Raw genomic sequence first — 25,387 nt, 5'->3', positions numbered from 1 at the left:
ACACTACGGCGATCACACACATTTGTCGGTTAGTGTCACCGGATGCTCGATGCCACCACCCGCTCTGGGGGCACCGCCGCCACGGCCTCTCCCCGGGCCACCGCCACGGACCTCGCGGTACCGCTCCCGCCGGCCACCACCACGGGATTCGCCGCCCGCTGCGCCAGAATCCTGCTGTCGCCGTGGTCACGGCTGTCCCTGCTGGTCGCCCTGCTCCTCACCGCCGCGTCGCTGATGCTCGCGTTCGAGCCACAGCGGCTGCTGACCGACGGCTGGCCCGCACAGCTCGGCGGGGCCGCGGCGGTCGTGGCGTACGCGGTGGCCTACGGGGTGTGCACGGTGGCGTTCGTGCCGCGCCCGCTGCTGAACCTCGCCGCGGGCGCGCTGTTCGGCTCCCAGCTCGGCCTGGGCGCGGCGCTGGGCGGCACGGTGCTGGGCGCCGGGCTGGCCTTCTGCCTGGGGCGGGCGCTCGGCCAGGAGGCGCTCCGTCCGCTGCTGCGCGGACGCTGGCTGAAGGCCGCGGACGACCAGCTGAGCCGGCACGGCTTCCGCTCGATGCTGGCGGCCCGGCTGTTCCCGGGTATCCCGTTCGCCGCCTCGAACTACTGCGCCGCCGTCTCCCGTATGGGCCTGCTGCCGTTCCTGCTGGCGACGGCACTCGGGTCGGTCCCGAACACCGCCGCCTACGTGGTGGCCGGCGCCCGTGCCTCGACGCCGACGTCCCCGGCCTTCCTGATCGCGCTGGCCTGCATCGCCGTACCGGGCCTGGCGGGCGCGGTGGTGGCGTGGCGCAAGCGGCACCAGCTGCGCGGACGGTGAGTCGGCCGGCGGTACGTCAGGCCCGCTCCAGGACCATCGCGTTGGCGAGTCCGCCGGCCTCGCACATGGTCTGCAGGGCGTAGCGGGCGCCGCGTTCGCGCATCGCGTGGACCAGGGTCGTCGTCAGCCGGGTGCCGCTGGCGCCGAGCGGATGGCCGAGGGCGAGGGCGCCGCCGTGCACGTTGACCTTGGCCGGGTCGGCGCCGGTCTCCTGCTGCCAGGCCAGGACCACACCGGCGAACGCCTCGTTGACCTCGAACAGGTCGATGTCGTCGAGCGACAGGGAGGCGCGGCGCAGCACCTTCTCGGTGGCCGGGACGACACCGGTGAGCATCAGCAGCGGGTCGGATCCGGTGACGGCGAAGCTGTGCAGCCGGGCGAGCGGGCGCAGGCCGAGGCGGGCGGCGGTCTCGCTCGACGTGATGAGGACGGCGGAGGCACCGTCGTTGATCGGGCTGGCGTTGCCCGCGGTGACGTTCCACTCGATCTGCGGGAAGCGCTCGGCGAAGACCGGGTCGTGGTAGGCGGGACGCAGGCCGGCCAGGGTCTCGGTGGTGCTGTCCGGCCGTACGCACTCGTCGCGGGTGACGCCGTCGAGCGGTGCGACCTCGGCGTCGAACAGCCCGGTGTTCCAGGCCCCGGCGGCCTTGCGGTGCGAGGAGACGGCGAAGGTGTCCATCTGCTCGCGGGTGATCGACCACTTGGCGGCGATGAGTTCGGCGCTGACGCCCTGCGGGACGAGCCCTTCCGGGTAGCGCTCGGCGACTCCGGGGCCGAAGGGGTCCTTGCCCGCGGGCACGTTGGACCACATCGGCACCCGGCTCATGGACTCCACGCCGCAGGCGACGACGAGGTCGTACGCGCCGGACATGACCCCTTGCGCCGCGAAGTGCACGGCCTGCTGGGAGGAGCCGCACTGGCGGTCCACGGTGGTGGCCGGGACGGACTCGGGCAGGCCGGCGGACAGGACGGCGTAGCGGGTGGTGTTCATGGCCTGCTCGCCGACCTGGTCGACGGTGCCGCCGATGACGTCGTCGATCAGCGTGGGGTCCACGCCGGAGCGCTCGACGAGGGTGCGCAGGGTGTGGGCGAGGAGTTCGACGGGGTGGACGTGGGCGAGGGCGCCCTGCGGCTTGCCCCTGCCGATGGGGGTGCGTACGGCTTCGACGACGACTGCGTCACGCATGGTGCGGGCCTCCTTGGCCGGGACCGGTTCAGGACGACGTACCAGTGAGTAGGAAATCCGAACTCACCATAGCCCTGTGAGTTGGAAAAACAAACCCTCCTCTAGACTCGGCCGTATGGCCGCCTCCAAAGACCCGCGTCCCTGCTCGATCGCCGACACGCTCGCGCTGGTCGGCGAGAAGTACTCCCTGCTCGTCCTGCGCGAGGTGTGCCTGGGCAACGGCCGCTTCGACCAGCTGGTGCGCAACATCGGCGCTCCGCGCGACATCCTGGCCACCCGGCTGCGGCGGCTGGTCGACGCCGGGATCCTGGCCAAGCACCCCTACAGCGAGCGCCCGCAGCGCTTCGAGTACCGGCCCACCCAGGCGGGGCTGGAACTGGAGCCCGTCCTGCTGACCCTCAAGGAGTGGGGCGACCGCCATCTGCACCGGGACGGCGACCTGCCCATGGTGCTCGAGCACGTCTGCGGCAGCGAATTCGTCCCGGTCGTCACCTGCCGGACCTGTGGCGACGAGGCGCGTCACGAGGACCTGACCTCGCATCCGCAGGCGCCGGGGTGGACGGTGGGCGGCCCCACGGCGGCCTGAGCCGTCGCTTTCCGTCAAGGGCGGAGCCGTGAAGCCCCTGTGTCGGGGCTGTTCATCTTGGGGCGCTACGCTTCCCCCTCGGCGCGCCTGATCATCGATCACCGCTCACGGCGGTGCGGTGCGCCGTCGCCCGTCCCACGATCGGCACTTGGACTCCGCTACCTCATGTCTTGGTTCGAATCACTCATCCTCGGACTCGTCCAGGGGCTGACCGAGTTCCTGCCCGTCTCCTCCAGCGCGCACCTGCGGCTGACCGCGGCCTTCTCCGGCTGGGAGGACCCGGGCGCGGCCTTCACCGCGATCACCCAGATCGGCACGGAGACCGCGGTCCTGATCTACTTCCGCAAGGACATCGGGCGGATCCTGTCGGCCTGGACCCGCTCGCTGACGGACAAGGAGATGCGCCGCGACCAGGACGCGCGCATGGGCTGGCTCGTCATCGTCGGCTCGATCCCGATCGGCGTGCTCGGGGTGACGCTCAAGGACCAGATCGAGGGGCCGTTCCGTGATCTGCGGCTCACCGCGGCGATGCTGATCGGCATGGGCGTCGTGCTCGGCGTCGCCGACCGCCTCGCGGCGCGGAGCGAGAGCGGCGGCCGGCACCGTGTGGCCAAGCAGCGCAAGGAACTCAAGGATCTGAGCGTCAAGGACGGCCTGATCTACGGCATCTGCCAGGCCATGGCCCTCATCCCGGGTGTCTCCCGCTCCGGCGCCACCATCAGCGGCGGTCTGTTCATGGGCTACCGGCGCGAGGCCGCGGCCCGCTACTCCTTCCTGCTCGCCGTCCCCGCGGTGCTGGCCTCCGGGGCGTTCGAGCTGAAGGACGCCGCGGAGGGCGGGCACGTCTCCTGGGGCCCGACGCTCTTCGCGACGGTGATCGCCTTCGCCGTCGGGTACGCGGTGATCGCCTGGTTCATGAAGTTCATCTCGACCAAGAGCTTCATGCCCTTCGTCTGGTACCGCATCGCGCTCGGCATCGTCATCATCGTGCTGGTCGCCACGGGCGCCCTCAGCCCGCACGCGGCGGAGTCGGCGGGCTGAGCCCCGCGCGGAACACGCCTCCCCGGCGGGAACGTGACTCGGGCACGTGACCGAAGACATACGGTGCGCGTAGCCGTCCGGTAGCGCACTGTCAGTCCCTGGCCCTAGGCTTGTCCGCATGTCCCCCGACTTAGTGACCCCTGGTTCCGCGCGGTCCGCCGCCGAGGTCAACGAGCAGATCCGCGCGCTGTGGCTGCGCGCGGGCGGGTCCCTGTCCGCCCAGGAGCGCGAGCAGTACGAACTGCTGGTGGTCGAGTGGGCGGCGGCGATCCGCGGCCGGGTCGTCAAGGCGGCCTGACCCTCCCCCGCCCCGCGGCTCAGCGCCCGCCCGCCACTCTCAGCACCGTCCCCGTGGTATACGAGGCCTCCGGCGACATCAGCCACGCCACGGCCGCCGCGATCTCCTCGGCCTGCCCCACCCGCCGCAGCGGGATGCTCCCGGCCATCTCCCGGGCACGGTCCGGGGCTCCCATGGCGGCATGCATCTCCGTGTCGATCGCGCCCGGCGCGACCGCGTTGACCCGGATGCCGTCCGGGCCGAGCTCCTTGGACAGACCGAGGGTCAGGGTGTCGACGGCGGCCTTCGTCGCCGCGTAGTGCACGAACTCGCCGGGGCTGCCCAGAGTGGCGGCCCCCGAGGAGATGTTCACGATCACACCCTCTCCCCGGGGCGTCATGAGCTGCGCCGCCCGCCGCGAACACAGCAGCGTGCCGATGAGGTTGACGTCGACGACCCGCCGCAGGACGTCCGTCCCGACCTCGGTGAACCGCCCCAGCGGCCCCGTCACCGCCGCGTTGTTCACCAGCCCCGTCAGCGGCCCGAGCTCCCGCTCCGCCACCTCGAAGAGACGGTCGACATCCGCCTCGACGGACGTGTCCGCGCGCACGGTCACGGCCCGCGCCCCGGCCGCCCGCACCCCCTGCGCCACGTCCTCGGCGGCCGCGGCGTCCCGGACGTAGTTCACCGCCACGTCGTGCCCCTCCGACGCGAGCCGCAGACAGGTCGCGGCACCGATCCCCCGGCTGCCACCGGTGACCACCGTGACGAGACGCTTCATGAGTACCTCCAGGCGAAGAGCGCGAAGAGCGCGGGACGAAGATCCTCAGGCTCGCAGATGCGCGAGCACCTCGTCGTCGAGGGGGTGGGGGCGCTCCTCGGGCAGCAGCCCGGCCGCACGGTCGGGCTCCCCTCCCGCACCAGGGCATGGATCTCGGCGGCGAGCGGTGTCACGTCCTCGACGCCCACGATCCACTCGTCCGCGTACCGCGCGGCCGCCTCCCGCAGCTCCCGCTTCCAGGTGCCGCCGTCACCGTGCGGGGCGGCACGCAGTGCGACAGACACGCGTCCCGCAGCGCCCTCGCCCCACCGACCGGTACCGCGATCGAGTGGAACCGGTTCGACGGGTGACCTCACTCCTCCACGCGTGTCCACAGGGAGAGGTCGCTGCTCGTCGCCACGGCGACCGTCTGCCCGGAGGGCGAGAAACCGGCTGCTCGAAGTTCGGAGTAGTTCGAGTGGAAGATGTGCCACCACCGCTCTCCGTGCGGACCGGCGTGGGGCGGCCCGCCGTCGCTGGACAGCAGGACACGGTCGTTCGGCCAGGCCGGGGTGACGACCTCCAGGGTCCAGCCGTCCGCGGTGGTGGTGTGCAGCCCTCCGCCGAACAGCCCCGCGATGCGTACGCGGCTCCCGGCGACCGGCCCCAGTCCCGGGCAGGACAGATCGGCGACCGCGTCGGGGGTGCTGTCCTCGGCGTCGGGGTCGCGGTCCCTGGCGATCTTCTCCCCGGTGACGGCGTCGAAGAGACCGTGGCCGTCGGAGGAGACGACCATCACCAGATCGTGGCCGCTGTCGGGATGCGTCGCGAAGCCGATCCCGAGCAGGCCGCCGACAGGAACGCCGTACGCGTACTCGAAGACGGGCTGCCAGGGTTCGGGAGCGGGCACCACGGGGGCCGCGAGGAGCCGGTTCCGCATCGCCTGCTGGTACGCCGAGAGCCCGGGCTCACGCTCCGGCTGTTCGGCCGGAGCCGTCTTCTTCGTCCGCTTCGTCACGGCTCCATGATCCGCTTCCCGGCAGGCTCGTCCAACGGAGTCGATGCAGCCCGGTACTCGAGCACGGGCCCTCGCAGTCCGTGAACGCGGCTTGACAACCCACGTCGGGTCTCGTTCGCGGCTGACGGCACCTCGCCGAAAAGCCGGTCATGCGGGCAGGGCAGGCCGGTACGGCCTTGTGGAGACCACCTCGTACGGCCGGCCAGAACGCCGTCACGCGGAAGCCACCACCTCGCCGGCCATGACCTCGGGAGGGTGGGGAAGCAGTGACGCGAGGTTGTCCCGCACGAAGCCCGCAGCCCTCAGGATCGATTCCTCGGCGCCGGCCCGGTCCTGGAAGACGCTGGTCGAGACCATCACTCCGTCCCCGGCATCGATCCAGTAGTAGGCCACGAAGCCTGCGACCTGACGCATGAGCGGCACGAACCCCTCGTTCACGAGACGTGCCGCCTCGGCCGCATCGGTCACTCCTTCGTACCGCCGGACTGCTGCGTACATCCCCAAGCTCCTCGTGGCGTTCCGGACTCGTCCTCTGCCGGGACGTCGTACCCCTGCGACGGCCGTCCGGCTCATGAGGCGTCCGGCAATCACCTGAAGGGCCACCTCGGGTGATCCGAACGGCGGCCGCCGCCCCGGACGCGAGGCCCTCCGCGGTTGCGCCACGAGACGGCCTCGGCCGCGCAACAGGGCGAAGACCGGTGAATATCCGCGCACGCCCCCTTGGCCGCGCACGCGCCATGGCCAACACTGAGCCGATGACGCAGCGTGTGGAGCTCGCGACCGTGAGGGACCGGCTGGCCGTGGACGGGCTCGTCACCGAGTACGCGGTGGCCGTGGACGACGGCGACTGGGAGGCGTACCGGGGACTGTTCACCCCGGACGGGCGGGCGGACTACCGCTCGGCCGGCGGCATCGAGGGCAGCGCCGGGACAGTGGCCGGATGGCTGGCGGACAGTCTCGGGGGCTTCCCCGTGCGGCAGCACCTGATCGTCAACCGGCGGGTGCGGTTCGGGGTCTGGGAGCAGGACACCGGCGACACGGCCCAGGTGCAGGCCGACTACGTCAATCCGATGGGCCGTACCGGACAGGACGGCGCCTTCGCCGCCTTGGACCTCGTGTGCGGCGGCCGGTGCGCCTTCGCGATGCTGCGCACGGACGACGGCTGGCGGCTGAGCGGGGTGGTCGTACGGGAGAAGTGGCGCCGCCTGCCCGACCCGCGGACGGCTTCTGTGATCGGCTGATCCCGGCGTGCGCCGTCCCGGATCACCGAGGGGACGCACACTGGAGGCACCACGGGGTAGGGAGGCGCCTATGAAGACGCTCGGCCACTGGCTCGCCTCCCCCTGGCGGCGCTCGACCGCCGCCGCGGTCGTGGGCGCCCTGCCCGTCCTGGCCTTTCCCGCCCCGTCCCTGTGGTGGTTCGCCTACGTCGCCCTGGTCCCGTGGGTGCTGCTGGCCCGTACCGCTCCTACGGGAAGACGGGCGGCCTGCGACGGCTGGTGGGGCGGGTTCGGCTTCATGCTGGCCATGCACCACTGGCTGCTGCCGAATCTGCACGTGTTCACGTTCGTCATCGCCGCCCTGCTGGGCGCGCTGTGGGCGCCGTGGGGGTGGCTGGTGCGGCGGCTGCTCGGCGGGGTGCCGTCCCGCGGGCGGGTCACGGCCGCGCTCGTCGTGGTGCCGTCGGGGTGGCTGACGATCGAACTCGTCCGCTCCTGGCAGGGGCTCGGTGGCCCCTGGGGTGTGCTCGGTGCGAGCCAGTGGCAGGTGGAGGCCGCGCTGCGGCTGGCGTCGGTCGGGGGGACATGGCTGCTCAGTTTCCTGGTGGTGGCCCTGAACGTCGCCGTGGCCGTGCTGGTCGCGGTCCGGCAGGCCCGGTTGCCCGCCCTGGCCGGGCTCGTCGCCACGGCCGCCGCCGCTTCCGCCGCCTGGGTGTTCTCGCCCCGGCCCGGCACCGACGACCGGGTGCGGATCGCGCTCGTGCAGCCGGGCGTCGTCGCCGGACCCGACAGTGCGGACCGCCGCTTCGACCGTGAGGAACAGCTCACGCGCGAGCTCGCCAGGCAGGACGTCGGCCTGGTCGTCTGGGGCGAGAGCAGCGTCGGCTTCGACCTCGGGGACCGGCCCGACCTCGCGCGGCGGCTGGCCGCGCTGTCCCGCGAGACGGGCGCCGAACTCCTGGTCAACGTGGACGCCCGGCGGTCGGACAAGCCCGGTATCCACAAGAGCTCGGTACTGATCGGCCCGGACGGTCCGACCGGCGACCGGTACGACAAGATGCGGCTGGTCCCGTTCGGCGAGTACATCCCGGCCCGTTCCCTGCTGGGCTGGGCGACCTCCGTCGGCGAGGCGGCCGGCGAGGACCGCCGGCAGGGCTCCGAGCAGGTGGTGATGGACACGGCGAACGGGCCGCGGATCGGCCCGATGGTGTGCTTCGAGTCCGCGTTCCCCGACATGAGCCGGCATCTCGCCGAGGACGGCGCCGACGTCCTGCTCGCCCAGTCCTCCACGTCGACGTTCCAGCAGAGCTGGGCGCCCGCGCAGCACGCCTCGCTCGGCGCGCTGCGCGCCGCCGAGACCGGCCGCCCGATGGTGCACGCGACCCTGACGGGCGTCTCCGCGGTGTACGGGCCGGGCGGGGAGCCAGTCGGCCCGCGGCTCGGCACGGACACCGCCGCCGCGCGGGTGTACGAGGTTCCACTGGCGCACGGCACCACGCCCTACGTCCGCTTCGGCGACTGGCCGCTGTACGGGGCCCCCATGATCCTCACGGTCTGGGGCGTCGCCGAGGTGCTGCGGGTCAGGCGGGGCGCTCGTGGACCGCTCGCAGCACCCGCTCGCACAGCTCATGGGTCGCCAGCGCGTCCCGGGCGCTGAGCACCTCGCCCGCGCGGACCGCGTCCAGGAAGGCGAGCACCGCCTGCTCGATGCCGCGCTGCCGCGACACCGGCACCCAGTCGCCGCGCCGGCGCACGGTGGGCTGTCCCTTGTGGTCGATCACCTCGGCGAGGTTGACCACCTGACGCTTGGTGTCCTGCCCGGAGACCTCCAGGATCTCCTCGGCCGAGCCGCTGAGCCGGTTCATCACGCCGAGCGCGGTGAAGCCGTCCCCGGAGAGCTGGAGCACCACGTGGTGCAGCAGCCCGTCCTCGGTGCGGGCGCGCACGGTCACGTCGTCGACCGTGCCGGGCACCAGGAAACGCAGGGTGTCGACGACGTGGATGAAGTCGTCGAGGATCATCGTGCGGGGTTCCTCGGGCAGTCCGACGCGGTTCTTCTGCATCAGGATCAGCTCGCGCGGGTGGTCGGCGCACTGGACGTAGCCGGGGGCGAAGCGCCGGTTGAAGCCGACGGCGAGACTCGTGCCCCGCTCCTCGGCGAGCGCCACCAGCCGCTCGGAGTCGGCGAGTTCGTAGGCGAGCGGCTTGTCGACGTACGTCGGTACGCCCGCCTCCAGGAGCCGGGTCACGATCTCGGGGTGGACCTCGGTGGGCGCGTGCACGAAGGCCGCGTCGAGGTCCTGGGCGATCAGGGAGTCGAGGTCCGCGTGGCGCCGCGCGGGCGGGAGGTGGAGGCCGTCGGCGACCCGGTCGAGGGTCGCGGGGGTGCGGGTCTGCAGGTGCAGCTCCACTCCGGGCTGGTGGGCGAGCACCGGAAGATAGGCCTTCTGGGCGATGTCACCGAGTCCGATGCAGCCGACCTTCACGGGGTGTTCTCCTCTAGCCATTGCCTTGCGTGGTGTGCTGCGAAGCATACGGCTGCTGCGGCGGGCACCAGCCGGCGATCGAGTCGAAGCCGCGCAGGAACAGGGCCGGTCCGGCCTTCGACAGCGCGGCGACCGCGTTGTCGCGTACGGCGACGCCGACGCGGCCGGTCATCAGGTTGAAGCGGGCCACCTTCACGGCCCGGCGGGCGATCCCGGTGGTGCGGGGCAGCCGGGCCGCGGTGTAGGCGGGCAGGTCACCGGCGTGGTGGGCGAGGGTGATCGCGTCCTCGACGGCCTGGTTGCCGCCCTGGCCGAGGGTCGGCGGCATGGCGTGCGCGGCGTCGCCGACCAGGGCCACCCGGCCGTGGTGGTAGGCGGGCAGCGGCTCGGTGATGTGGTGGACGTCGTGGCGGAGTACGTCCTCGGGTCGGGCGGCGGCCAGTACGTCGGGGACCGGGGTGTGCCAGTCGCCGTAGAGCCGCAGCAGTTCGGCCCGCTCGTCGTCGGGGGCGTGCTCCCCGGCGGGGGCCACGGCGGCGGCGTAGGCGTAGACCCGGCCGTCCTTGAGCGGATGCGTGCCCCAGATGCGGCCCCGGCCCCAGGTCTCGTGGGAGGCGAACTCCACGCCGGGCAGCGGGATCACCACCCGCCAGGTGGTGAACCCGGCGTACACGGGCCCGGGGTGGCCGGGGAACAGCACGCGGCGTACGGCGGAGTGGATGCCGTCGGCGGCCACCACGAGGTCGGCCTCCAGTTCGCCGTCGGGGGTGCCGACGCGGGCCGGCCGGCCGGAGTCTCCGGGGACACCGGGGTCGAGGAGGCGGGCTTCGGTGGCCGTGCGGACGGCGTCCGACGGGAGCAGCGCGGCCAGGTGGCCGACGAGGGTGGCGCGGTGCAGCAGGACGAGGGGGCCGCCGAAGCGCTCGGTCGCCGCGGCGGCGCTGGTACGGGACAGCCACCGTCCGCCCGGCGCGCGCAGCCCTCCGTCGCCCTGCCAGGCGGACAGGGCGCGGATGTCGTCGCCGAGCCCGATGACGTCCAGCCCGCGCAGGGCGTTGGGGGCCAGGGAGATGGCCGCGCCGACGGGTTCCAGTGAGCCGGCCCGCTCCAGCACCGTCACCCGCACACCGCGCCGGTGCAGGGCGGCTGCCGCGGTCAGGCCGCCGATCCCTCCGCCGATGACGATCGCCCGTCCGGTCCGTGCCATGACTCCTCCTCGCACCACACTCGAACTACACCTGTAGTGAACGCAGGACTCCAACGTACTACGTCCGTAGTGAGGTGGGTAGTTTGACCTCCATGTCCGTACGCACCGCAGGCGCCGCCCGTGCCGATCTCGTCGCCGACACCGCCCTCGCCCTGCTCGCCGAACGCGGGATGCGCGGACTCACCCACCGGGCGGTCGACGAGGCGGCCGGACTCCCCCAGGGGTCCACCTCGAACCTGGCGCGCACCCGCCAGGCGCTCCTCGAGCTGGCGGTACGGCGGCTCGCCGAGCGGGAGGCACGGGTTCTCGCGCTGCACGAGATGCCCGACCCGCGGGCCGGCGCCGGCTCACTGGTGGACGCCCTGGCACTGGCCACCCACCGCGCGCTGACCCGCAACCGGGCGCTGACGCTCGCCCGCTACGAGCTGGCCCTGGAGGCCACCCGCCGCCCCGAACTGCGGGCGCACTTCGACGCGGCCGGTGCCCGCTTCCGCGACCTGCTCACCGCCCTCGTCACCGGGCTGGGCTCGACGGACCCCGACCGTCATTGCCTGTCGCTGATCGCCTGGGCGGACGGGCTGATGTTCTCCTGCGTGGCCGGTTCCTTCAGCGCGCGCGTTCCGGGCCTCGCGGAGGTGCGCGCGGACCTCGGGGAACTGCTGGCGGGGATGCTCGGCACCGAAAAGCCCTGGTGAAGGGGGGTCTCGCTGGGCAAGGATGGCGGCATGACGATCGAGCGCAGTGAACCCGCCGTCAACGCCGACGAACGCACCATGCTGGAGGGATGGCTCGACTATCACCGCAGCACCCTCGCCCGGAAGTGCGAAGGGCTGACCGACGAGCAGCTGCGCACCGCGTCGGTGCCACCCTCGGAGCTGTCCCTGATGGGCCTGGTGCGGCACATGTCGGAGGTGGAACGGAGCTGGTTCCGCAGGGTGCTCGTGGACGAGGACGCCGCCCCCCTGTACTACAGCGAGGCCGACCGGGACGGCGAGTTCCATCTGACCGAGGCGGACACCTGGCAGGAGGCGTACGCGACCTGGCAGTCCGAGATAGGCGCCGCCCGGCGCAACGCGGCCGGCTTCGCCCTGGACGACCTGTCCCGGGGCCGTCACAGGTTCAGCGACGATCCGTACAGTCTGCGCTGGATCTACACCCACATGATCGAGGAGTACGCGCGTCACAACGGCCACGCCGACCTGCTCCGCGAGCGCGTCGACGGCGCCACCGGCGACTGACGTCACCCGCGGGGCGTCCGGAAGCCCCCGTACGGGGCGGGAGATCACCCGTGCGGGGCATGCTGTGCCTGTCCGGCCTCCCCAGGGCGGCCGGAGCCAGCAGAGTGGCGCGGGTGCATCGAACGACGACCACAGCAACGCTTCTGGTGACCGTGGCGGTCTCGGCCCTCTCGGGCTGTGTGACGGTCCACCGTCCCCTCGCACCCGGACCGGCGACGGCACCGTCCCAGGGGTCGGAGCCACGGCCGGTCGGGGGCGACGAGACGGAGGTCGTGCAGGCACCGGCGCGCGAGGCCCTGGAGATGATCGGCCCGTCCCGGCCCTCGAAGACGCCCGCGTCCCCGTCGCACCGGGCCGCTCCCAGGGCCACGCCGGAGCGGGGCACACCGCCCGACGACCGGAACGGGCAGGCCCGGCCGGCCCGTCCCGGGACCGGCGGGAACGGCCGGCCGCGCCCTCCCGCGACGGACCTCCCCGGTGTGCCGGAGCCGATGCGCCGCGGCTCCTCCGGTGGAACGGACGTGTGCGCGCTGGGCAGGCGGTACGGCGGCTGGCGCCCGGGCAGCCCGGAGGCGACCATCTGCGAGAAGACGTACGGAGGCTGAACCGGGCCGGAGCGGTGCCGGTCCTAGGAACGTCGTCCCGGCGGCCACCGGCCCTCGGGCGTCCCGTCCTCGTCCAGCCGGATCTCCAGCCGCCGGATGGCGGCCCGTACACCCTCGCCGTAGCGGTCGTCGGCCAGGGTGCGGGCGGCGCCCCGGGCCCGGTGGAGATGGGTGCGGGCGGCGTCGGGGCGGCCGAGGCGGGCGTAGTCGGCGGCCAGGCTGAGCTGCAGGGACGGGTAGAGCGCGCGCACGGCGAGGGATTCCCCGTACGCGTCGACGCGGTCGTCCGCCACCTCCTCGGCCGCCGTCAGCGCCCGCAGGTCCCAGGCCAGTTCGTCCTCGGGGTCGTCCTGTGTGTCGGCGAGGTAGTGGGCCAGGGTGCAGCGGTGCAGCGGGTCCCCGTGCTCGCCGATCTCCGCCCACAGACCGAGCAACCGGTGCCGGGCCTCCTCGCGGTCCCCCGCGTGGTGCAGCATCACGACCTGACCGATCCGCGTGAGCACGGCGTCCGGCGCCGCCTGCTCCTGTCGCTCCGCCACCGCGTCCTCCGCACCGCTCGCCGACTGTCGCCCCCGACGCTAACCGCAGGCCCGGGCAATACCGGACAAGCCGCTCCGTAGTACCTCAAGCGGGCCGGGTGCGGGGCCGACGAAGCGCTCCGCACCCGGCGGGGCGGCCTCAGCCCAGGTTCGGGACGGTCCAGTCGATCGGCTCGTGGCCCTGAGCGGCCACCGCCTCGTTGATCTGCGTGAACGGCCGGGACCCGAAGAACTTCTTCGCGGACAGCGGCGAGGGGTGCGCCCCCTTGACCACCACATGCCGGCTCTCGTCGATCAGCGGCAGCTTCTTCTGCGCGTAGTTGCCCCACAGCACGAAGACCGCCGGGTCGGGGCGGTCCGCCACCGCGCGGATCACCGCGTCGGTGAACAGCTCCCAGCCCTTGCCCTTGTGGGAGTTGGCCTCACCGGAGCGGACCGTGAGCACCGCGTTGAGCAGCAGCACGCCCTGCTCGGCCCACGGCATCAGATAGCCGTTGTCCGGGACGGGCGTGCCCAGCTCGGCGTGCATCTCCTTGTAGATGTTGCGCAGGGACGGGGGGATCTTCACGCCCGGGCGGACGGAGAAGCACAGGCCGTGTCCCTGGCCCTCGCCGTGGTACGGGTCCTGGCCGAGGACCAGGACCTTCACCTTGTCGTACGGCGTGGCCTCCAGCGCCGCGAAGACCTCCTCGCGGGGCGGGTAGACCGGACCGTTCGCCCGCTCCTCCTCGACGAACTCTGTCAGCTCCTTGAAGTAGGACTGCTGCAGCTCGTCGCCCAGAACCCCGCGCCAGGACTCGGGCAGCATGGCGATGTCGGTCACGTCATTGTCCTTACGTGTGCGGTCGCTTCCAGACCACAGAACCTACAGGCGACCACTGACAACCGGCCCGGCGAACGGCCGTACCCGGCCCTACCAGCTCGTCTTCCGGGAGAGTTGCCACATCATCATGATCGTGGACGGGTCCAGGGCCCGCTCCGCGCCCGAGATGTCGCGGCTCGCCGCCACGTACGGCCGGCCCTGCCACAACGGCAGCAGCCGCACGTCGCCGACCAGGATCCGCTGGGCCTCCTCGAACTGCTTCACCACGTTCCCTCGGTCGCTCTCCCGGCGGGAACTGGGCAGCAGATCGTTTGTGATCTCGTTCGCCTCGTAGGGTGTGCCGAGCGCGTTCTGCTTGCCGACGAACGGGGCGATGAAGTTGTCCGCGTCCGGGAAGTCGGGGGCCCAGCCGCGCCCGAACACCGGGTACTCACCGTTCTGGTAGCCCTCGACGTACGTCTTCCAGGGGCGGCTCTTGAGCGTGATGTCGAACAGTTTCGACGCCTCCAGCTGCCGCTCGAGCTCCTTGAACTCCAGTCCGGTCTCGGAGCCGTAGCGGTCCGTGGTGTACCAGAGGGTGAGCGGGACCGGCTCGGTGATGCCCGCCTCGGTGAGGATCCGCCGGGCCTTGGGCACGCTGGGCTCGCCGTAGTCGTCGAAGAAGCCGGTGGTGTGCCCGGTCAGCCCCTTGGGGACCATGGAGTACAGCGGGTCGACGGTGTCCTTGTAGACCTTGTGCGCGATCGCCGCGCGGTCGACGACCTGGGCGACGGCCTGGCGCACCGCCTTCTTGCCGGCCCACGGGTCCTTCGGGTTGAACACCAGGTAGTTGATGTCCGTCCCGGTGCCGTCGATCAGCTGGAGCTCCTCCTCCTTGGAGGTCTTGCCCTGGAGATCGATGATGTCGCCCGCCGCCAGACCGCGGTAGGTCAGGTCGATCCGGTCGTCCCGCAGTGCCTTGACCATGGTGCCGGAGTTCTGGAAGTAGCGGATGGTCACCGCGTTGTTCCGGCGCTCGGCGAAGCCCTTGTAGCGGTCGTTGCGGGCGAGTTCGGCCTCCTCGCCCTCCTTGTACGACCCGAGGGTGTAGGGCCCCGAGCCGACGACGCCGTCGTCCTCGCGCAGGGCGTCGGCCGGGTAGGCGTCGGGGTCGACGATGGACATCGCCGGGGTGGCGAGCACGAACGGGAAGGTGGCGTCCGGCTTGTTGAGGTAGAAGACGACCTCGCGCTCGCTGGGCGCCTGCACCCGTTCGAGGCTGCCCAGCAGACCGGCCGGACCGCCGTTGACGTCGATCTCCCGGATCCGGTCGATGGAGTGCTTGACGGCACCGGCGTCGAGGGTGCTCCCGTCGGAGAACGTCAGTCCCTCGCGCAGCTCGCAGCGGAACACCTGGTTGGAGCTGTCGGAGAACTCGCAGCTCTTGGCGGCGTCCGGCTGCGGGGTGCTCGCGCCGACCGGGTAGCTCAGCAGGGTCTGGTAGATGTTGCGGAACAGCTCCCAGGAGCTGTCCCAGGAGGCGGCAGGATCCAGCGTGCTGGGCGAGCTGGTGGTTCCCACGACGATGGGTCCCTCGTCGTCCGAGGTGTCGGACGACAGGACGCCGCACCCGGCCACCAAGGACGATATGGACGCGATGGCCGCCACCCGCCGCAGGCATCGGTTCCGGTTGAACACGCGCACGCTCCTCGCTCTGCCGTCCCAAGAGTCGGCAGACCATACCGCAGTGTTCGCCCCGTTGACCCCTCTCTGTACGACCCTTGAGATCAACTCTCCGATGACTACGTTGTCACGCACCGTCGCGGCCCGATACGCCGACACGGGCGCCGTTTTCGTCAACGGACGCCCGTGCCGGATCGTCGAACAGGGGCCCCACGCGGGCACTCGCGTCACCCGCGCGGGGCGTGGGACCGTCCCGCGCGGCGCATGTGTCGCACCGCGCGGGGTGTTCGGTTCAGGCGACGCCGGCGTTGAGGAAGATGCCGCCGTCGACGACCAGGGTCTGGCCGGTGACCCAGTCCGACTGGTCCGAGGTGAGGAACGCGGCGGCACCGCCGATGTCGGAGGGCACGCCGAGCCGGCCCAGCGGGTAGCCGGCCGCGGCCTCCGCCTCCCGGCCCTCGTACAGCGCCTGCGCGAACTTGGTCTTCACCACGGCCGGGGCGATGGCGTTGACCCGCACCCCGGGCGCGAACTCGTGCGCCAGCTGCTGGGTCAGGTTGATCAGCGCGGCCTTGCTGACACCGTAGGCGGCGATGAACGGCGAGGGCGCGATGCCCGCCACGGAGGCGATGTTGACGATCGCGCCGCCGTTGTCCTTCTGCCAGGCGTGCCAGGTCTTCTGCGCGAAGCCGAGCGCCGAGATCACGTTGGTCTCGAACACCTTGCGCGCCACGTTCAGGTCGAGGTCGGCGATCGGCCCGAACACCGGGTTGGTACCGGCGTTGTTGACCAGATAGTCGACCCGGCCGAAGGCCTCCATCACGCGCTCGACGGCGAGGGCCTGATGGGCCTCGTCGTGCGCCTTGCCGGCGACGTAGACGGCACGGTCGGCGCCGAGCTTCTCGACGGCCTCCTTGAGGGCGTCCTCGCCCCGGCCCGTGATGCAGACCCGGTCGCCGCGCGCGACCAGCGCCTCGGCGACGCCGTAGCCGATGCCGCGGCTGGCGCCGGTGATCAGGGCGACCTTGCCCGAGAGTTCCACAGCAGTCATGTTCCCGGTCTTCCTAGTCGAGCGGTCCGCCGGCGACGTACAGCACCTGGCCGGAGACGAAGCCGGCCGCCTCGCCGGTGAAGAAGGCGATCGCGTTGGCGATGTCCTCGGGCTCGCCGACGCGGGCGACCGGGATCTGGGTGGCGGCGGCGGCCTTGAAGTCCTCGAAGCCCATGCCGACGCGGTCGGCGGTGGCCTTGGTCATCTCGGTGGCGATGAAGCCCGGGGCGACGGCGTTGGCGGTGACGCCGAACTTGCCGAGCTCCTTGGCGAGGGTCTTGGTGAAGCCCTGGAGTCCGGCCTTGGCTGCCGAGTAGTTGACCTGGCCGCGGTTGCCGAGCGCGGAGGAGGACGACAGGTTGACGATCCGGCCGAATCCGGCGTCCACCATGTGCTTCTGGCAGGCCTTCGACATCAGGAACGCGCCGCGCAGGTGCACGTTCATGACGGTGTCCCAGTCGGAGACGCTCATCTTGAACAGCAGGTTGTCGCGCAGCACGCCCGCGTTGTTGACGAGGATCGTGGGCGCGCCGAGCTCCTCGGCGATCCGCGCGACGGCCGCCTCGACCTGCGCCTCGTCGGAGACGTCGCAGCCGACCGCGATCGCCTTGCCGCCGGCGGCGGTGATCTTCTCGACGGTGTCCTTGCAGGCGGCCTCGTCGAGGTCGATCACGGCGACCGCACGGCCCTCGGCGGCCAGTCGTACGGCGGTGGCGGCGCCGATGCCGCGCGCGGCGCCGGTGACGACCGCGACCCGCTGCTCAGTGGTGGACATTGCTGCTTCTCCTCGCGCTTGGGATGCGGCTCCTGCGGCCGGACCGGAATCGGTGAGCGACCGCTTAGTACCTTCAGCAGACGTGACGCTAGAAGCCCTGGCACCCGGTGTCAACGGCACACCGCGCGCGTGTGATCCATTCCCCGCGCGGGGGCCGTCTCCGCCCCGCCGTGGGCGGCCCCCGGGTGGAGCACCCGATCGGCCCAGCGCTGCGCGCCCCGGCGCCGGACGGCCTCTAGCGTCGAAGCGCGAGCCACCCGCGGCCGGAAAGGAGGCGCTCCATGCGCCGTCGCACCGGTGCCATGGGCACGCTGATCGCGCTCGCCGCGATCGTGCCGTTGGCCGACACCGCTCACGCCCAGGACCTGGACTGCAGCGACTTCACCTACCAGGAGGACGCGCAGGTCTTCTTCGACACGGACCGGAGCGATCCGCACCGGCTCGACGAGGACCCGGGTCCGGACGACGGAGTGGCCTGCGAGGCGCTGCCCCGGCGTGGTCTCACGTCGTCCACCTTCCGTCCGGCCCCCGCCACCTCGGCGCCGACCCGGTCGCCGTCACCGGCGCCGACGACCGCCGCGCCCACCAGGACACTCGTCGCACCGACGACCGCCGCGCCCACCAGGACACCCGTCGCGCCCACGACTCCCGCGTCCGTCGCCCCGACGCGCGGCGTGCAGGGCGGGCTGGGAGGCTCGTCGGGGTCCGGGCCGAGCGGCTGGGACATGGGCATCGGCGCGACATTTGTGACAGGCGCCGTGGCCGCGACCGGTTACCTGGTGAAACGTCACCGGACCTGACGGGTCGTGGGCGGCCGCGGGTGGTTCGTGGCTGTTCGCGCCCACGCGGTGGAGCCGCGTACCGACACAGCTCCGCGCCCAGCCACCGACCACCCGCAGCCGCCCACGATCCCGGTCAGCGTACGAGTACGAGCAGTTCCAGCAGCCGTTCCGCCTCCGCCGCCGGGTCGGTGGTGAGCCCGGTGTGCACGGGGCCGGGCTGGACGATGGTGGACCGGGGTGCGATCAGCCAGCGGAAGCGCCGTCCTGCGTCGTCCCCCGCCGCCTGCCCTGCCGCGTCCCCGCCCGCGCAGACGCCCTCGACGGCGCGCAGCGCGGCCCGTACGCCGGGCACGTCGGCCTTCGGGTCGAGGGCCAGCAGCCGCGCCTCGTCGAGATGGGTGCGGGCCGCGACGAACGACTTGGGGCGGCAGTACACGAGCACCCCGGCGTTGACGCACTCCCCGCGTTCGACGCGCGGTACGACCCGCAGCAGCGCGTACTCGAAAACGTGCCGGTCGCTCACTGGTCCCCCTCGAGGCCGTGGATGTCGTGGTGGACGGTGGCCGCGCGGGCGATCAGCGGCCGCGCGTAGGCCGACCGGAGTTCGTCCGGGGTGTCGAAGCCGGGCTCGCCGGTCAGCCAGAGGTCGGGGATCTCCGCGGTGACCTCGGCGAGCAGTTCCTCGGTTACCTGCGGCGCGAGCCGGGCCGCGGCGGACGCGATGTCCGGCGCGAACGACTTCAGGGCGTGGTCGGAGGCGTCGTAGGGGCGGGCGGCGGAGGCTGCCGCGCCGGGCCAGTTGTGATGCCAGATCATGGTCGCGCCGTGGTCGATGAGCCACAGTTCGCCGTGCCGGCGGAGCATGTTGGGGTTGCGCCAGGAGCGGTCGACGTTGTTCACCAGCGCGTCGAACCAGACGATCCGCCCGGCCTCCTCGGGGCTCACCTCGAAGGCGAGCGGGTCGAAGCCGAGGGCGCCGGAGAGGAAGTCCATGCCGAGGTTGGTGCCGCCGCTGGACTTCAGCAGCCGCTGCACCTCCTGCTCGGGCTCGCCGAGCCCCAGCACGGGGTCGAGCTCGACGGTGACCAGGCGGGGCACCCTCAGTCCCAGCCGGCGGGCGAGTTCCCCGCAGACGACCTCGGCGACCAGCGTCTTGCGGCCCTGTCCGGCGCCGGCGAACTTCAGCACGTACGTGCCGAGGTCGTCGGCCTCGATCAGTCCCGGCAGCGAGCCGCCCTCGCGCAGCGGCGCGATGAAACGGGTCGCGGTGACTTCCTTCAGCATCGCACCAGGCTACTGGCGTGTCGCCGCACGTCGGAGGCGACCCGTGCGGGATTGCCCGGAGCCCGACAGCGAAACGACAGCCGTGATTTACGCCCGTCAGACCGCGGACACGCCAAGCTCTCGGCATCGCATGAACAGCGTGGGCCCGCTGACCGTACCTCTCCCCAGATCACGCAACCCCGGAAGGGACACATCGGCATGACCAGCGCATCGCTCACATCCGCATCGGGACCCGCCCGTCGAACCGTCGTGGCGGCGGCCGGAGCGGCGGGCCTCGCCGTCGCGCTGACCGCGTGCGGAGGCTCCGACGACGACACGTCGAACTCCTCCGTGGACTCCGGCTCCACCGGTGCCTCGCCGGACGGCGACGGCGCGAGCGGCGGGGGTTCGGGCGGCGGCGAGAACGCCGGTGCCGACCCGCTCGCCTCGACCGCCGACATCCCCGAGGGCGGCGGAAAGGTCTTCGCCGACCGTAAGGTGGTCGTCACCCAGCCGACGGCGGGCGAGTTCAAGGCGTTCTCGGCGACCTGCACCCACCAGGGGTGCGCGGTGAAGAGCATCGCCGACGGGCTCATCAACTGCCCCTGCCACAACAGCAACTTCTCCATCACCGACGGCAGTGTGCAGAGCGGCCCGGCGACCAAGCCGCTGCCCGCCGTGGAGATCGCGGTGAGCGGGGACTCGATCACCCTCGCCTGAGTCGCCGGCGCCGGGCACGACACGAGAGACGAAGGGGCCGTATGACCGCCACGCAGCGCCGGGGCCGGAAGATCATGATGACGCCCGGTGAGCTGGACGACTTCCTCACCGTCCAGCGCACCTGCCGGGTCGCCACGGTCTCCGCCGACGGAGCGCCGCACGTCAGCACGCTCTGGTTCGCCTGGGACGGCACCTCGCTGTGGCTGTACTCCGTGGTGCGCAGCAGGCGCTGGGCGGATCTGCGGCGGGATCCGCGGGTGGCGATCGTGGTCGACACGGGCGAGGAGTACGACGAGCTGCGCGGCGCGGAGCTGTCCGGGCGGGTGGAGTTCGTGGGCGAGATCCCGCGCACCGGCGAACTGCGCGCGGAACTCGACGTTCCGGAGACGCTGTTCGCCCGCAAGAACTTCGGCCTGGACGAGATGCCCCACGACGGGCGGCACGCCTGGCTGCGTCTGACCCCGGAGAAGATCGTTTCCTGGGACTTCAGGAAGCTGCCGACACTGCCGTAGGGCTCTCGCCCATCACCCCGACACACTCCCCCGCCGCCCGCAGTGCCTGTACCGCCGCCCGGATCGACGGGCGGCGGTCGGCGTCCGCGCGCCAGACGACGAAGACGTGCCGTCGTACGCGCTGTTTGAGCGGGACGGTCACCACCCCGTCGGGCAGCGGGTTGCGGCCCAGCAGCGGGGCGATGCAGACGCCGAGCCCCGCCGCGACCAGGCCGAGCTGGGTGTGGCTCTCGGCGGCGCGGTGGCCGATGACCGGCTCGATGCCCTTGGAGCGCAGGGTGAACATCAACCACTCGTGGCAGAACTCGCCCTCGCCCCAGGTGATCCACTCGTCCTCGGCGAAGTCGGCGAGGTCCACCTCGTCCCGGCCGGCGAACCGGTGGCCGGCCGGGAGCGCCACATCGGCCGGGTCGTCCAGCAGGGGCGCCTTGACCAGACCGTCGGGCAACGGCATCGGCTTGTTGTACCAGTCGAGCACCACCGCGAGATCGAGGTCCCCGCGCACCACTCCCCGGATGCCCTGCTCCGGCTCCTGCTCGCGGGAGCGCACGCGCAGCGCGGGGTGCCGTTCGCGCAGGTCCCGCAGGGCCACCGGGAACAGCCCCCGCGCGGCGGTCGGGAACGCCGAGACCCGCAGCTCACCGGCGACCTGTCCGCGCTGCGCCTCCAGGTCGGACTGGGCGAGCTCGACCTGGGAGAGGATGCGCGCCGCGTGCTCGGCGAGCAGCCGGCCCGCGTCCGTGAGCCGGACGCCCCGCCCGTTCTTGGCCAGCAGCTGCTGACCGGCCTCGCGCTCCAGCTTGGACATCTGCTGCGAGACGGCCGAGGTCGTGATGTGCAGCCCCTCGGCCGCGCCGCTGACCGAGCCGTGCCGGGCGAGGGCGTCGAGGGTACGCAGGCGCTCCAGGTTCAACATGTAAGCGATGCTACGAGATACCGCGTGCGAAATCTCGATTGTGCTACGAGATGGATGTCCCGCATCGTTGCGTCCATGAGCAGCGTCACCGCGACCACCACCGCACCGGCCCCGGCCGGCCCCGCCCCGGAACCCGTCCGCCCCCGCCTGGACTGGCGGCTGCGTTTCGGCGCGCTCTCCCTGATCTGGGGGTTCAGCTTCCTCCTCATCAAGGTCGGCACCCAGGGCTACGCCCCCTTCCAGGTCACCTTCGGCCGGCTGGCCTTCGGTACCGCCGTCCTGGCGGTGGCGATGGCGGTACGGCGGGAGGGGCTGCCGCGCGGTGCGCGGACCTGGGGTCATCTCGCGGTCGCCGGGTTCCTGCTGAACGCCCTGCCGTTCTCGCTGTTCGCCTTCGCGGAGCTGACCATCCCGTCCACGCTGGCCGGCATCTGCAACGCGACCTCGCCACTGTGGGGCATGGCGCTGTCGCTGGTGGCGCTCTCCGAGGACCGGCCGACCCGGGTCCGGGTGGCGGGGCTCGGCCTCGGCTTCCTCGGGGTGCTGACCGTGCTGGGCGCCTGGCAGGGCTTCGAGGGCCTGGACGCCCGCGGCACGACGCTGGCCCTGCTGGCCTCGCTGAGCTACCCCGTCGGCTGGATCTACGTCCGCCGCACCCTGGCGGGCAGCAGCCACTCGAACCTGTCCCTGACCGGCGGCCAGTTGCTGCTGGCCACGGTCCAGCTGGCCGTCGTCACCCCGCTGTTCACCACACTGCCGACCGGGTTCGCCGTCGGCCCGCTGCTGGCGATCGCCGCGCTGGGCATGCTGGGCACGGGTCTGGCCGTACTCATCCAGTACGGCCTGGTCGCCGAGGTCGGCCCGACGACCGGCCAGATGGTCACCTACTTCGTCCCGGTGATCGCCGCCGCGGCCGGCATCGCCATCCTCGGCGAAACCCTGACCTGGTCGACACCGGTGGGCGCGGCGATCGTCCTGGCGGGCGCGGCACTGACCCAGGTGCGGCCGAGAAAGCCCACGTAGTCCCCACCCCGCCACCGCGGGCAGTCGTGCCGCTGGGGCGGCACGGGTGGGCGCGACGGCACCCCGCAAACGCCGGGCTGCGCAAGCACCCCCGCCCAGCCCACATCCCCGGAGCTCACCACCGACGCAGCCGACCGCAGGGGGCCCGCACCCCCGGACACCCACCTCAGGCATACGTCCGCCCAGGCCCCCCGGCCGGACCGATCGCCGCGGCGATCGCCTCGGACAGCGGCCCGATCTCCTCCTCCGTGATCGTCGAGACGGTGACCCGGATCCCCGGCGCCGCGTTCATCCGGAAGCGGGCACCGGGCGCCACCGCCCAGCCCGCGTGCAGCAGCCGGGCGACCGCACCGGTCTCGTCGGGGACCGGCACCCACACGTTCATACCGCTGCGCCCGCGTGCCGCGACCCCGCACCGGGCCAGCGCCCCGATCAGCGCCTCCCGGCGCCGCCCGTACCGCGCCGCCACGGCCGCCGGATCCACCGCGCCCTCGCTCCACAGCCGCACCACCGCCCGCTGGACGATCCTGCTGACCCAGCCCGGCCCGAGCCGCTGCCGTCCGCGCACCCGGTCGAGGGTGACCGCGTCCCCGGTGAGCACCGCGAGCCGCAGGTCGGGACCGTAGGCCTTGGCCGCCGAGCGCACGAAGGCCCAGCTACGGGTCGTACCCGCCAAGGCGTGCAGCGGCAGGTCGACGATGTGGTGCCCGTGGTCGTCCTCGACGAGCAGCGTCTCCGGGTGGTCGGCGAGCACCGGGCGCAGGGCACGCGCGCGGGCGGCGCTCAGCGCGGCACCGGTCGGGTTCTGCGCCCGGTCCGTGACGATCAGGGCCCGCGCCCCGCCCGCCAGTGCCCTCCGTACGTCATCGGGCAGCGGACCCTCGTCGTCGACCCCCACGGGGACGGTCCTCAGCCCCAGCGCCGGGACCAGGTCCAGCAGGCTGCCCCACCCCGGATCCTCCACCGCGACCGCGTCCCCGGGTCGGAGATGTGCCACGAGCACCCGCTCCATCGCGTCCAGCGCGCCCGAGGTGACGGCGACGGGCCCGTCGGGAACACCGTCGGCGTCCAGCCCGGCCCGCGCCAGCCGCGCCAGCTCGGGCTCCACGGGCGCGTGCCCGTACAGCACCGGCTCCCGGTCGCCCTCCCCGGCCGCCGCAGCGAACGCCCCGGCCAGCGCGGGCAGCAGCGCCGGGTCCGGGTTGCCCTCGGACAGGTTCCGCACGCCCGGCGGGACCTCCACCCGGATGAGCTCACGCGCGGTGGTGGCCGGCTTGGACCGCACCCGGCTCCCCCGCCGGCCCGCGGTCTCGATGACCCCGCGCTCGCGCAGGGTCCGGTACGCGGCGGCGACGGTGTTCGGGTTCACCCCGAGCCGATCCGCCAACTCCCTCAGAGGAGGCAGCAGTTCGCCCGGCCCCAGCGCCCCCTCCCCCACCGCGCGCTCGATGCTCGCGGAAATCTCCGCCGCACGCCGCCCACTGATCCGATACTCTCCTAGCACAAAGCCGATTATGCACTAGTGCAATGGAGAGCGCCATGCAGGGGACCCCGCAGCAGCGGCCCGCCGACACCTACCCGCCCACCGAGCGCACCGTCCCCACCCGCTCCCCCGACCGTGCCGCGTACGACAAGGAGCTGGTGCACGCGATACTCGACGAGGGCTACGTCTGCCATCTCGGCTTCGTCCGGGACGGCGCGCCGGTGGTGCTGCCCACGCTGTACGGCCGGGTCGGTGAGGTCCTCTACGTGCACGGTTCGACCGGCTCGCGCCCGCTGCGCGCGGCGGGCCAGGCCGATCCCGGCCTCCCGGTCTGCCTGACCGTCACCCACGTCGACGGTCTGGTGCTGGCCCGCTCGGCCTTCCACCACTCGATCAACTACCGCTCCGTGGTGGTCCACGGCGTGGCCTACGACGTGACCGACCCCGAGGAGAAGCGGCAGGCCCTCGACGCCCTGGTGGACCATGTCGTACCGGGCCGCGCCGCCGACTCCCGGCCGGCCGACAAGAAGGAACTGGCCGCCACCGCGGTGATCCGCCTCGACCTGGACGAGGTCTCCGCCAAGCTGCGCACCGGCGGGGTCAACGACGAGCCCGAGGACCTCGCCCTCCCCCACTGGGCCGGCGTCGTCCCGCTGCGCAAGGGCTACGACACCCCGCTCGCCGACCCGGACCTGGCCCCCGGCACCGAGCTGCCCGGCTACCTGACGGCCCTGTGATGCTGATCCATCCCTGGGACGCGCCCCGCGACGACGACGAGTGGCAGCGGTGGCTGGCCGTGCACGACTTCGGACAGCTCGCGGTCAACGGCCCGCCGGGCGAGCCGCCCCACGTCCAGCCCCTGCACTTCGCCTACGACGCCGAGCGCGGCGAGGCGGTCACCCACCTGGCCCGGCCCAACCCGCTCTGGCACGCCGTCGAGGCGAACCCGGAGGTCGTGCTGAGCGTGGTCGACGACTACGTCTACGTCCCCGGCCCCTGGCAGGCCGAGCCCGGCACCCCGCCCGAGCACGGCGTTCCGACGAGCCTCTACGCGTCCGTCCAACTGCGCTGCCGCGCCCATGTCGTGGACGATCCGGCACAGAAGGCCGCGCTCCTCAACCGCCAGGTCGGCCACTTCCAGCCGGAGGGCGGCTCCGCGCCGGCGGCGGCGGGCGAGGCCCCGTACGGCAGGCTGCTGTCCGGGATCCGCGGGCTCCGGCTCGAAGTGACGGGCGTACGGGCGAAGTTCAAGTACGCGGGCAAGCGGTCCGAGGCGGTACGGGAACGCATCGCGGCCGGGCTGGCGGACCGGGACGGCGCGCGTGACGCGGAGGCACGCGCGCACGTCCTGCGCCGGCAGCCGGCCTGACCCTGTCTCTTATACCCATATCCGAG

30 protein-coding genes and 1 pseudogene are annotated in these 25,387 nt (G+C 72.5%); 15 read left to right on the top strand and 16 right to left on the bottom strand.

From position 1 onward, the window contains the following. Positions 1–42: 42 nt before the first annotated feature. On the top strand, positions 43–819 hold the full coding sequence (locus tag ACFV5H_RS27555; protein ID WP_385050360.1) for a TVP38/TMEM64 family protein: 777 nt from the start codon (positions 43–45) through the stop codon (positions 817–819). Positions 820–835: 16 nt separating this feature from the next. Here the strand turns inward: ACFV5H_RS27555 and ACFV5H_RS27550 are convergent, their stop codons facing one another. Beyond that, positions 836–2,005 (bottom strand): thiolase family protein, encoded by a 1,170-nt coding sequence (locus ACFV5H_RS27550; RefSeq protein ID WP_385050358.1) that lies wholly within the window; start codon positions 2,003–2,005, stop codon positions 836–838. A gap of 115 nt (positions 2,006–2,120) precedes the next feature. On the opposite strand from ACFV5H_RS27550, the gene ACFV5H_RS27545 reads away from it, so the two are divergent. From ACFV5H_RS27545 to ACFV5H_RS27535, 3 genes are all read left to right on the top strand, one after another. After that, positions 2,121–2,591 carry a winged helix-turn-helix transcriptional regulator gene (locus ACFV5H_RS27545; protein WP_385050356.1) on the top strand — a complete coding sequence of 157 codons (471 nt, stop codon included), beginning with the start codon at positions 2,121–2,123 and terminating at the stop codon, positions 2,589–2,591. Positions 2,592–2,756: 165 nt separating this feature from the next. Then, the gene (locus ACFV5H_RS27540) at positions 2,757–3,632 is read left to right on the top strand and encodes an undecaprenyl-diphosphate phosphatase (protein WP_385050354.1); all 876 of its coding nucleotides are present in this window, start codon (positions 2,757–2,759) and stop codon (positions 3,630–3,632) included. A gap of 118 nt (positions 3,633–3,750) precedes the next feature. Continuing rightward, positions 3,751–3,930, top strand: coding sequence for a hypothetical protein (locus tag ACFV5H_RS27535; protein WP_085570927.1), 180 nt, complete (start codon positions 3,751–3,753; stop codon positions 3,928–3,930). A gap of 19 nt (positions 3,931–3,949) precedes the next feature. Here the strand turns inward: ACFV5H_RS27535 and ACFV5H_RS27530 are convergent, their stop codons facing one another. The 4 genes and pseudogenes from ACFV5H_RS27530 to ACFV5H_RS27515 all read right to left on the bottom strand — a co-directional run bounded on the left by ACFV5H_RS27530 (position 3,950) and on the right by ACFV5H_RS27515 (position 6,185). Next, positions 3,950–4,690 (bottom strand): SDR family NAD(P)-dependent oxidoreductase, encoded by a 741-nt coding sequence (locus ACFV5H_RS27530; protein WP_385197708.1) that lies wholly within the window; start codon positions 4,688–4,690, stop codon positions 3,950–3,952. A 45-nt stretch (positions 4,691–4,735) separates the two neighbouring features. After that, positions 4,736–4,988 (bottom strand): annotated as a pseudogene (locus tag ACFV5H_RS27525) (DUF4291 family protein); the annotation flags it as partial. 54 nt (positions 4,989–5,042) lie between these two features. Then, a complete protein-coding gene (locus ACFV5H_RS27520; protein WP_385050463.1) occupies positions 5,043–5,609 on the bottom strand; it encodes a hypothetical protein in 567 nt (188 codons plus the stop codon). Positions 5,610–5,900: 291 nt separating this feature from the next. Further along, positions 5,901–6,185 (bottom strand): hypothetical protein, encoded by a 285-nt coding sequence (locus ACFV5H_RS27515; RefSeq protein ID WP_385050350.1) that lies wholly within the window; start codon positions 6,183–6,185, stop codon positions 5,901–5,903. Positions 6,186–6,442: 257 nt separating this feature from the next. Here ACFV5H_RS27515 and ACFV5H_RS27510 point away from each other — a divergent pair, with 257 nt between their 5' ends. Further along, complete coding sequence (locus ACFV5H_RS27510; RefSeq protein WP_385050349.1) at positions 6,443–6,928, top strand: nuclear transport factor 2 family protein; 486 nt, start codon at positions 6,443–6,445, stop codon at positions 6,926–6,928. Between the two features lie 70 nt (positions 6,929–6,998). Next, the gene (gene lnt, locus ACFV5H_RS27505; protein WP_385050347.1) at positions 6,999–8,564 is read left to right on the top strand and encodes an apolipoprotein N-acyltransferase; all 1,566 of its coding nucleotides are present in this window, start codon (positions 6,999–7,001) and stop codon (positions 8,562–8,564) included. Here the strand turns inward: lnt and ACFV5H_RS27500 are convergent. Both ACFV5H_RS27500 and ACFV5H_RS27495 read right to left on the bottom strand, forming a co-directional pair. Continuing rightward, the gene (locus ACFV5H_RS27500; RefSeq protein WP_385050345.1) at positions 8,488–9,393 is read right to left on the bottom strand and encodes a Gfo/Idh/MocA family protein; all 906 of its coding nucleotides are present in this window, start codon (positions 9,391–9,393) and stop codon (positions 8,488–8,490) included. The two genes, lnt and ACFV5H_RS27500, sit on opposite strands and share 77 nt — an antisense overlap. 13 nt (positions 9,394–9,406) lie before the next feature. Next, entirely contained in the window at positions 9,407–10,600 is a 1,194-nt protein-coding gene (locus ACFV5H_RS27495) for an FAD-dependent monooxygenase (protein ID WP_385197706.1), read from the bottom strand. A 92-nt stretch (positions 10,601–10,692) separates the two neighbouring features. Here ACFV5H_RS27495 and ACFV5H_RS27490 point away from each other — a divergent pair, with 92 nt between their 5' ends. The 3 genes from ACFV5H_RS27490 (at position 10,693) to ACFV5H_RS27480 (ending at position 12,443) form a co-directional block, all read left to right on the top strand. Then, entirely contained in the window at positions 10,693–11,295 is a 603-nt protein-coding gene (locus ACFV5H_RS27490) for a TetR/AcrR family transcriptional regulator (protein ID WP_385050342.1), read from the top strand. 30 nt (positions 11,296–11,325) lie between these two features. Further along, the gene (locus ACFV5H_RS27485) at positions 11,326–11,838 is read left to right on the top strand and encodes a DinB family protein (RefSeq protein WP_385050340.1); all 513 of its coding nucleotides are present in this window, start codon (positions 11,326–11,328) and stop codon (positions 11,836–11,838) included. A 113-nt stretch (positions 11,839–11,951) separates the two neighbouring features. Further along, positions 11,952–12,443: a hypothetical protein gene (locus ACFV5H_RS27480; protein ID WP_385197704.1), complete on the top strand. Its 492-nt coding sequence runs from the start codon at positions 11,952–11,954 to the stop codon at positions 12,441–12,443. A 23-nt stretch (positions 12,444–12,466) separates the two neighbouring features. Here the strand turns inward: ACFV5H_RS27480 and ACFV5H_RS27475 are convergent, their stop codons facing one another. From ACFV5H_RS27475 to fabG, 5 genes are all read right to left on the bottom strand, one after another. Then, on the bottom strand, positions 12,467–12,982 hold the full coding sequence (locus tag ACFV5H_RS27475; RefSeq protein ID WP_385050339.1) for a hypothetical protein: 516 nt from the start codon (positions 12,980–12,982) through the stop codon (positions 12,467–12,469). A gap of 139 nt (positions 12,983–13,121) precedes the next feature. Further along, on the bottom strand, positions 13,122–13,805 hold the full coding sequence (ung, locus tag ACFV5H_RS27470; RefSeq protein ID WP_385050337.1) for a uracil-DNA glycosylase: 684 nt from the start codon (positions 13,803–13,805) through the stop codon (positions 13,122–13,124). Between the two features lie 90 nt (positions 13,806–13,895). Then, a complete protein-coding gene (locus ACFV5H_RS27465; protein ID WP_385050335.1) occupies positions 13,896–15,482 on the bottom strand; it encodes an ABC transporter substrate-binding protein in 1,587 nt (528 codons plus the stop codon). Positions 15,483–15,759: 277 nt separating this feature from the next. After that, the gene (locus tag ACFV5H_RS27460; RefSeq protein WP_383462306.1) at positions 15,760–16,518 is read right to left on the bottom strand and encodes an SDR family oxidoreductase; all 759 of its coding nucleotides are present in this window, start codon (positions 16,516–16,518) and stop codon (positions 15,760–15,762) included. Positions 16,519–16,531: 13 nt separating this feature from the next. Beyond that, complete coding sequence (fabG, locus tag ACFV5H_RS27455) at positions 16,532–17,293, bottom strand: 3-oxoacyl-ACP reductase FabG (RefSeq protein ID WP_030865253.1); 762 nt, start codon at positions 17,291–17,293, stop codon at positions 16,532–16,534. A 281-nt stretch (positions 17,294–17,574) separates the two neighbouring features. On the opposite strand from fabG, the gene ACFV5H_RS27450 reads away from it, so the two are divergent. Next, positions 17,575–18,093 (top strand): excalibur calcium-binding protein, encoded by a 519-nt coding sequence (locus tag ACFV5H_RS27450; protein WP_385197703.1) that lies wholly within the window; start codon positions 17,575–17,577, stop codon positions 18,091–18,093. Between the two features lie 115 nt (positions 18,094–18,208). On the opposite strand, the gene ACFV5H_RS27445 is transcribed toward ACFV5H_RS27450, so the two are convergent. Further along, positions 18,209–18,598, bottom strand: a complete 390-nt coding sequence (locus tag ACFV5H_RS27445) for a DUF3037 domain-containing protein (RefSeq protein WP_385050331.1) — start codon at positions 18,596–18,598, stop codon at positions 18,209–18,211. Then, positions 18,595–19,359, bottom strand: a complete 765-nt coding sequence (locus ACFV5H_RS27440; protein WP_385050329.1) for a HipA family kinase — start codon at positions 19,357–19,359, stop codon at positions 18,595–18,597. The genes ACFV5H_RS27445 and ACFV5H_RS27440 overlap by 4 nt, the downstream gene beginning before the upstream one ends. Before the next feature lie 198 nt (positions 19,360–19,557). Between ACFV5H_RS27440 and ACFV5H_RS27435 the strand changes: the two genes are divergently transcribed. Further along, a complete protein-coding gene (locus ACFV5H_RS27435; protein WP_385050327.1) occupies positions 19,558–20,058 on the top strand; it encodes a Rieske (2Fe-2S) protein in 501 nt (166 codons plus the stop codon). 41 nt (positions 20,059–20,099) lie between these two features. Continuing rightward, positions 20,100–20,570, top strand: a complete 471-nt coding sequence (locus ACFV5H_RS27430; protein ID WP_385050326.1) for a pyridoxamine 5'-phosphate oxidase family protein — start codon at positions 20,100–20,102, stop codon at positions 20,568–20,570. Here the strand turns inward: ACFV5H_RS27430 and ACFV5H_RS27425 are convergent. Continuing rightward, positions 20,545–21,486, bottom strand: a complete 942-nt coding sequence (locus ACFV5H_RS27425) for a LysR family transcriptional regulator (protein ID WP_385197701.1) — start codon at positions 21,484–21,486, stop codon at positions 20,545–20,547. The two genes, ACFV5H_RS27430 and ACFV5H_RS27425, sit on opposite strands and share 26 nt — an antisense overlap. Positions 21,487–21,561: 75 nt before the next feature. Here ACFV5H_RS27425 and ACFV5H_RS27420 point away from each other — a divergent pair, with 75 nt between their 5' ends. Beyond that, positions 21,562–22,509: a DMT family transporter gene (locus ACFV5H_RS27420; RefSeq protein ID WP_385050322.1), complete on the top strand. Its 948-nt coding sequence runs from the start codon at positions 21,562–21,564 to the stop codon at positions 22,507–22,509. 166 nt (positions 22,510–22,675) lie between these two features. Here the strand turns inward: ACFV5H_RS27420 and ACFV5H_RS27415 are convergent, their stop codons facing one another. After that, the gene (locus ACFV5H_RS27415; protein ID WP_385197700.1) at positions 22,676–24,013 is read right to left on the bottom strand and encodes an aminotransferase class I/II-fold pyridoxal phosphate-dependent enzyme; all 1,338 of its coding nucleotides are present in this window, start codon (positions 24,011–24,013) and stop codon (positions 22,676–22,678) included. A 35-nt stretch (positions 24,014–24,048) separates the two neighbouring features. On the opposite strand from ACFV5H_RS27415, the gene ACFV5H_RS27410 reads away from it, so the two are divergent. Both ACFV5H_RS27410 and ACFV5H_RS27405 read left to right on the top strand, forming a co-directional pair. After that, on the top strand, positions 24,049–24,729 hold the full coding sequence (locus tag ACFV5H_RS27410; RefSeq protein WP_385050319.1) for a pyridoxamine 5'-phosphate oxidase family protein: 681 nt from the start codon (positions 24,049–24,051) through the stop codon (positions 24,727–24,729). Then, positions 24,729–25,361: an FMN-binding negative transcriptional regulator gene (locus ACFV5H_RS27405; protein WP_385197698.1), complete on the top strand. Its 633-nt coding sequence runs from the start codon at positions 24,729–24,731 to the stop codon at positions 25,359–25,361. The genes ACFV5H_RS27410 and ACFV5H_RS27405 overlap by 1 nt, the downstream gene beginning before the upstream one ends. The last annotated feature ends 26 nt before the right edge of the window (positions 25,362–25,387 follow it).

It is taken from the genome of Streptomyces sp. NPDC059787 (genome assembly GCF_042732315.1).
In the GTDB taxonomy this organism is placed as follows: Bacteria; Actinomycetota; Actinomycetes; order Streptomycetales; family Streptomycetaceae; genus Streptomyces; species Streptomyces atrovirens.
The sequence above is the reverse complement of the archived record's forward strand: the minus strand, read 5'-3'. Positions and strand labels throughout refer to the sequence as shown.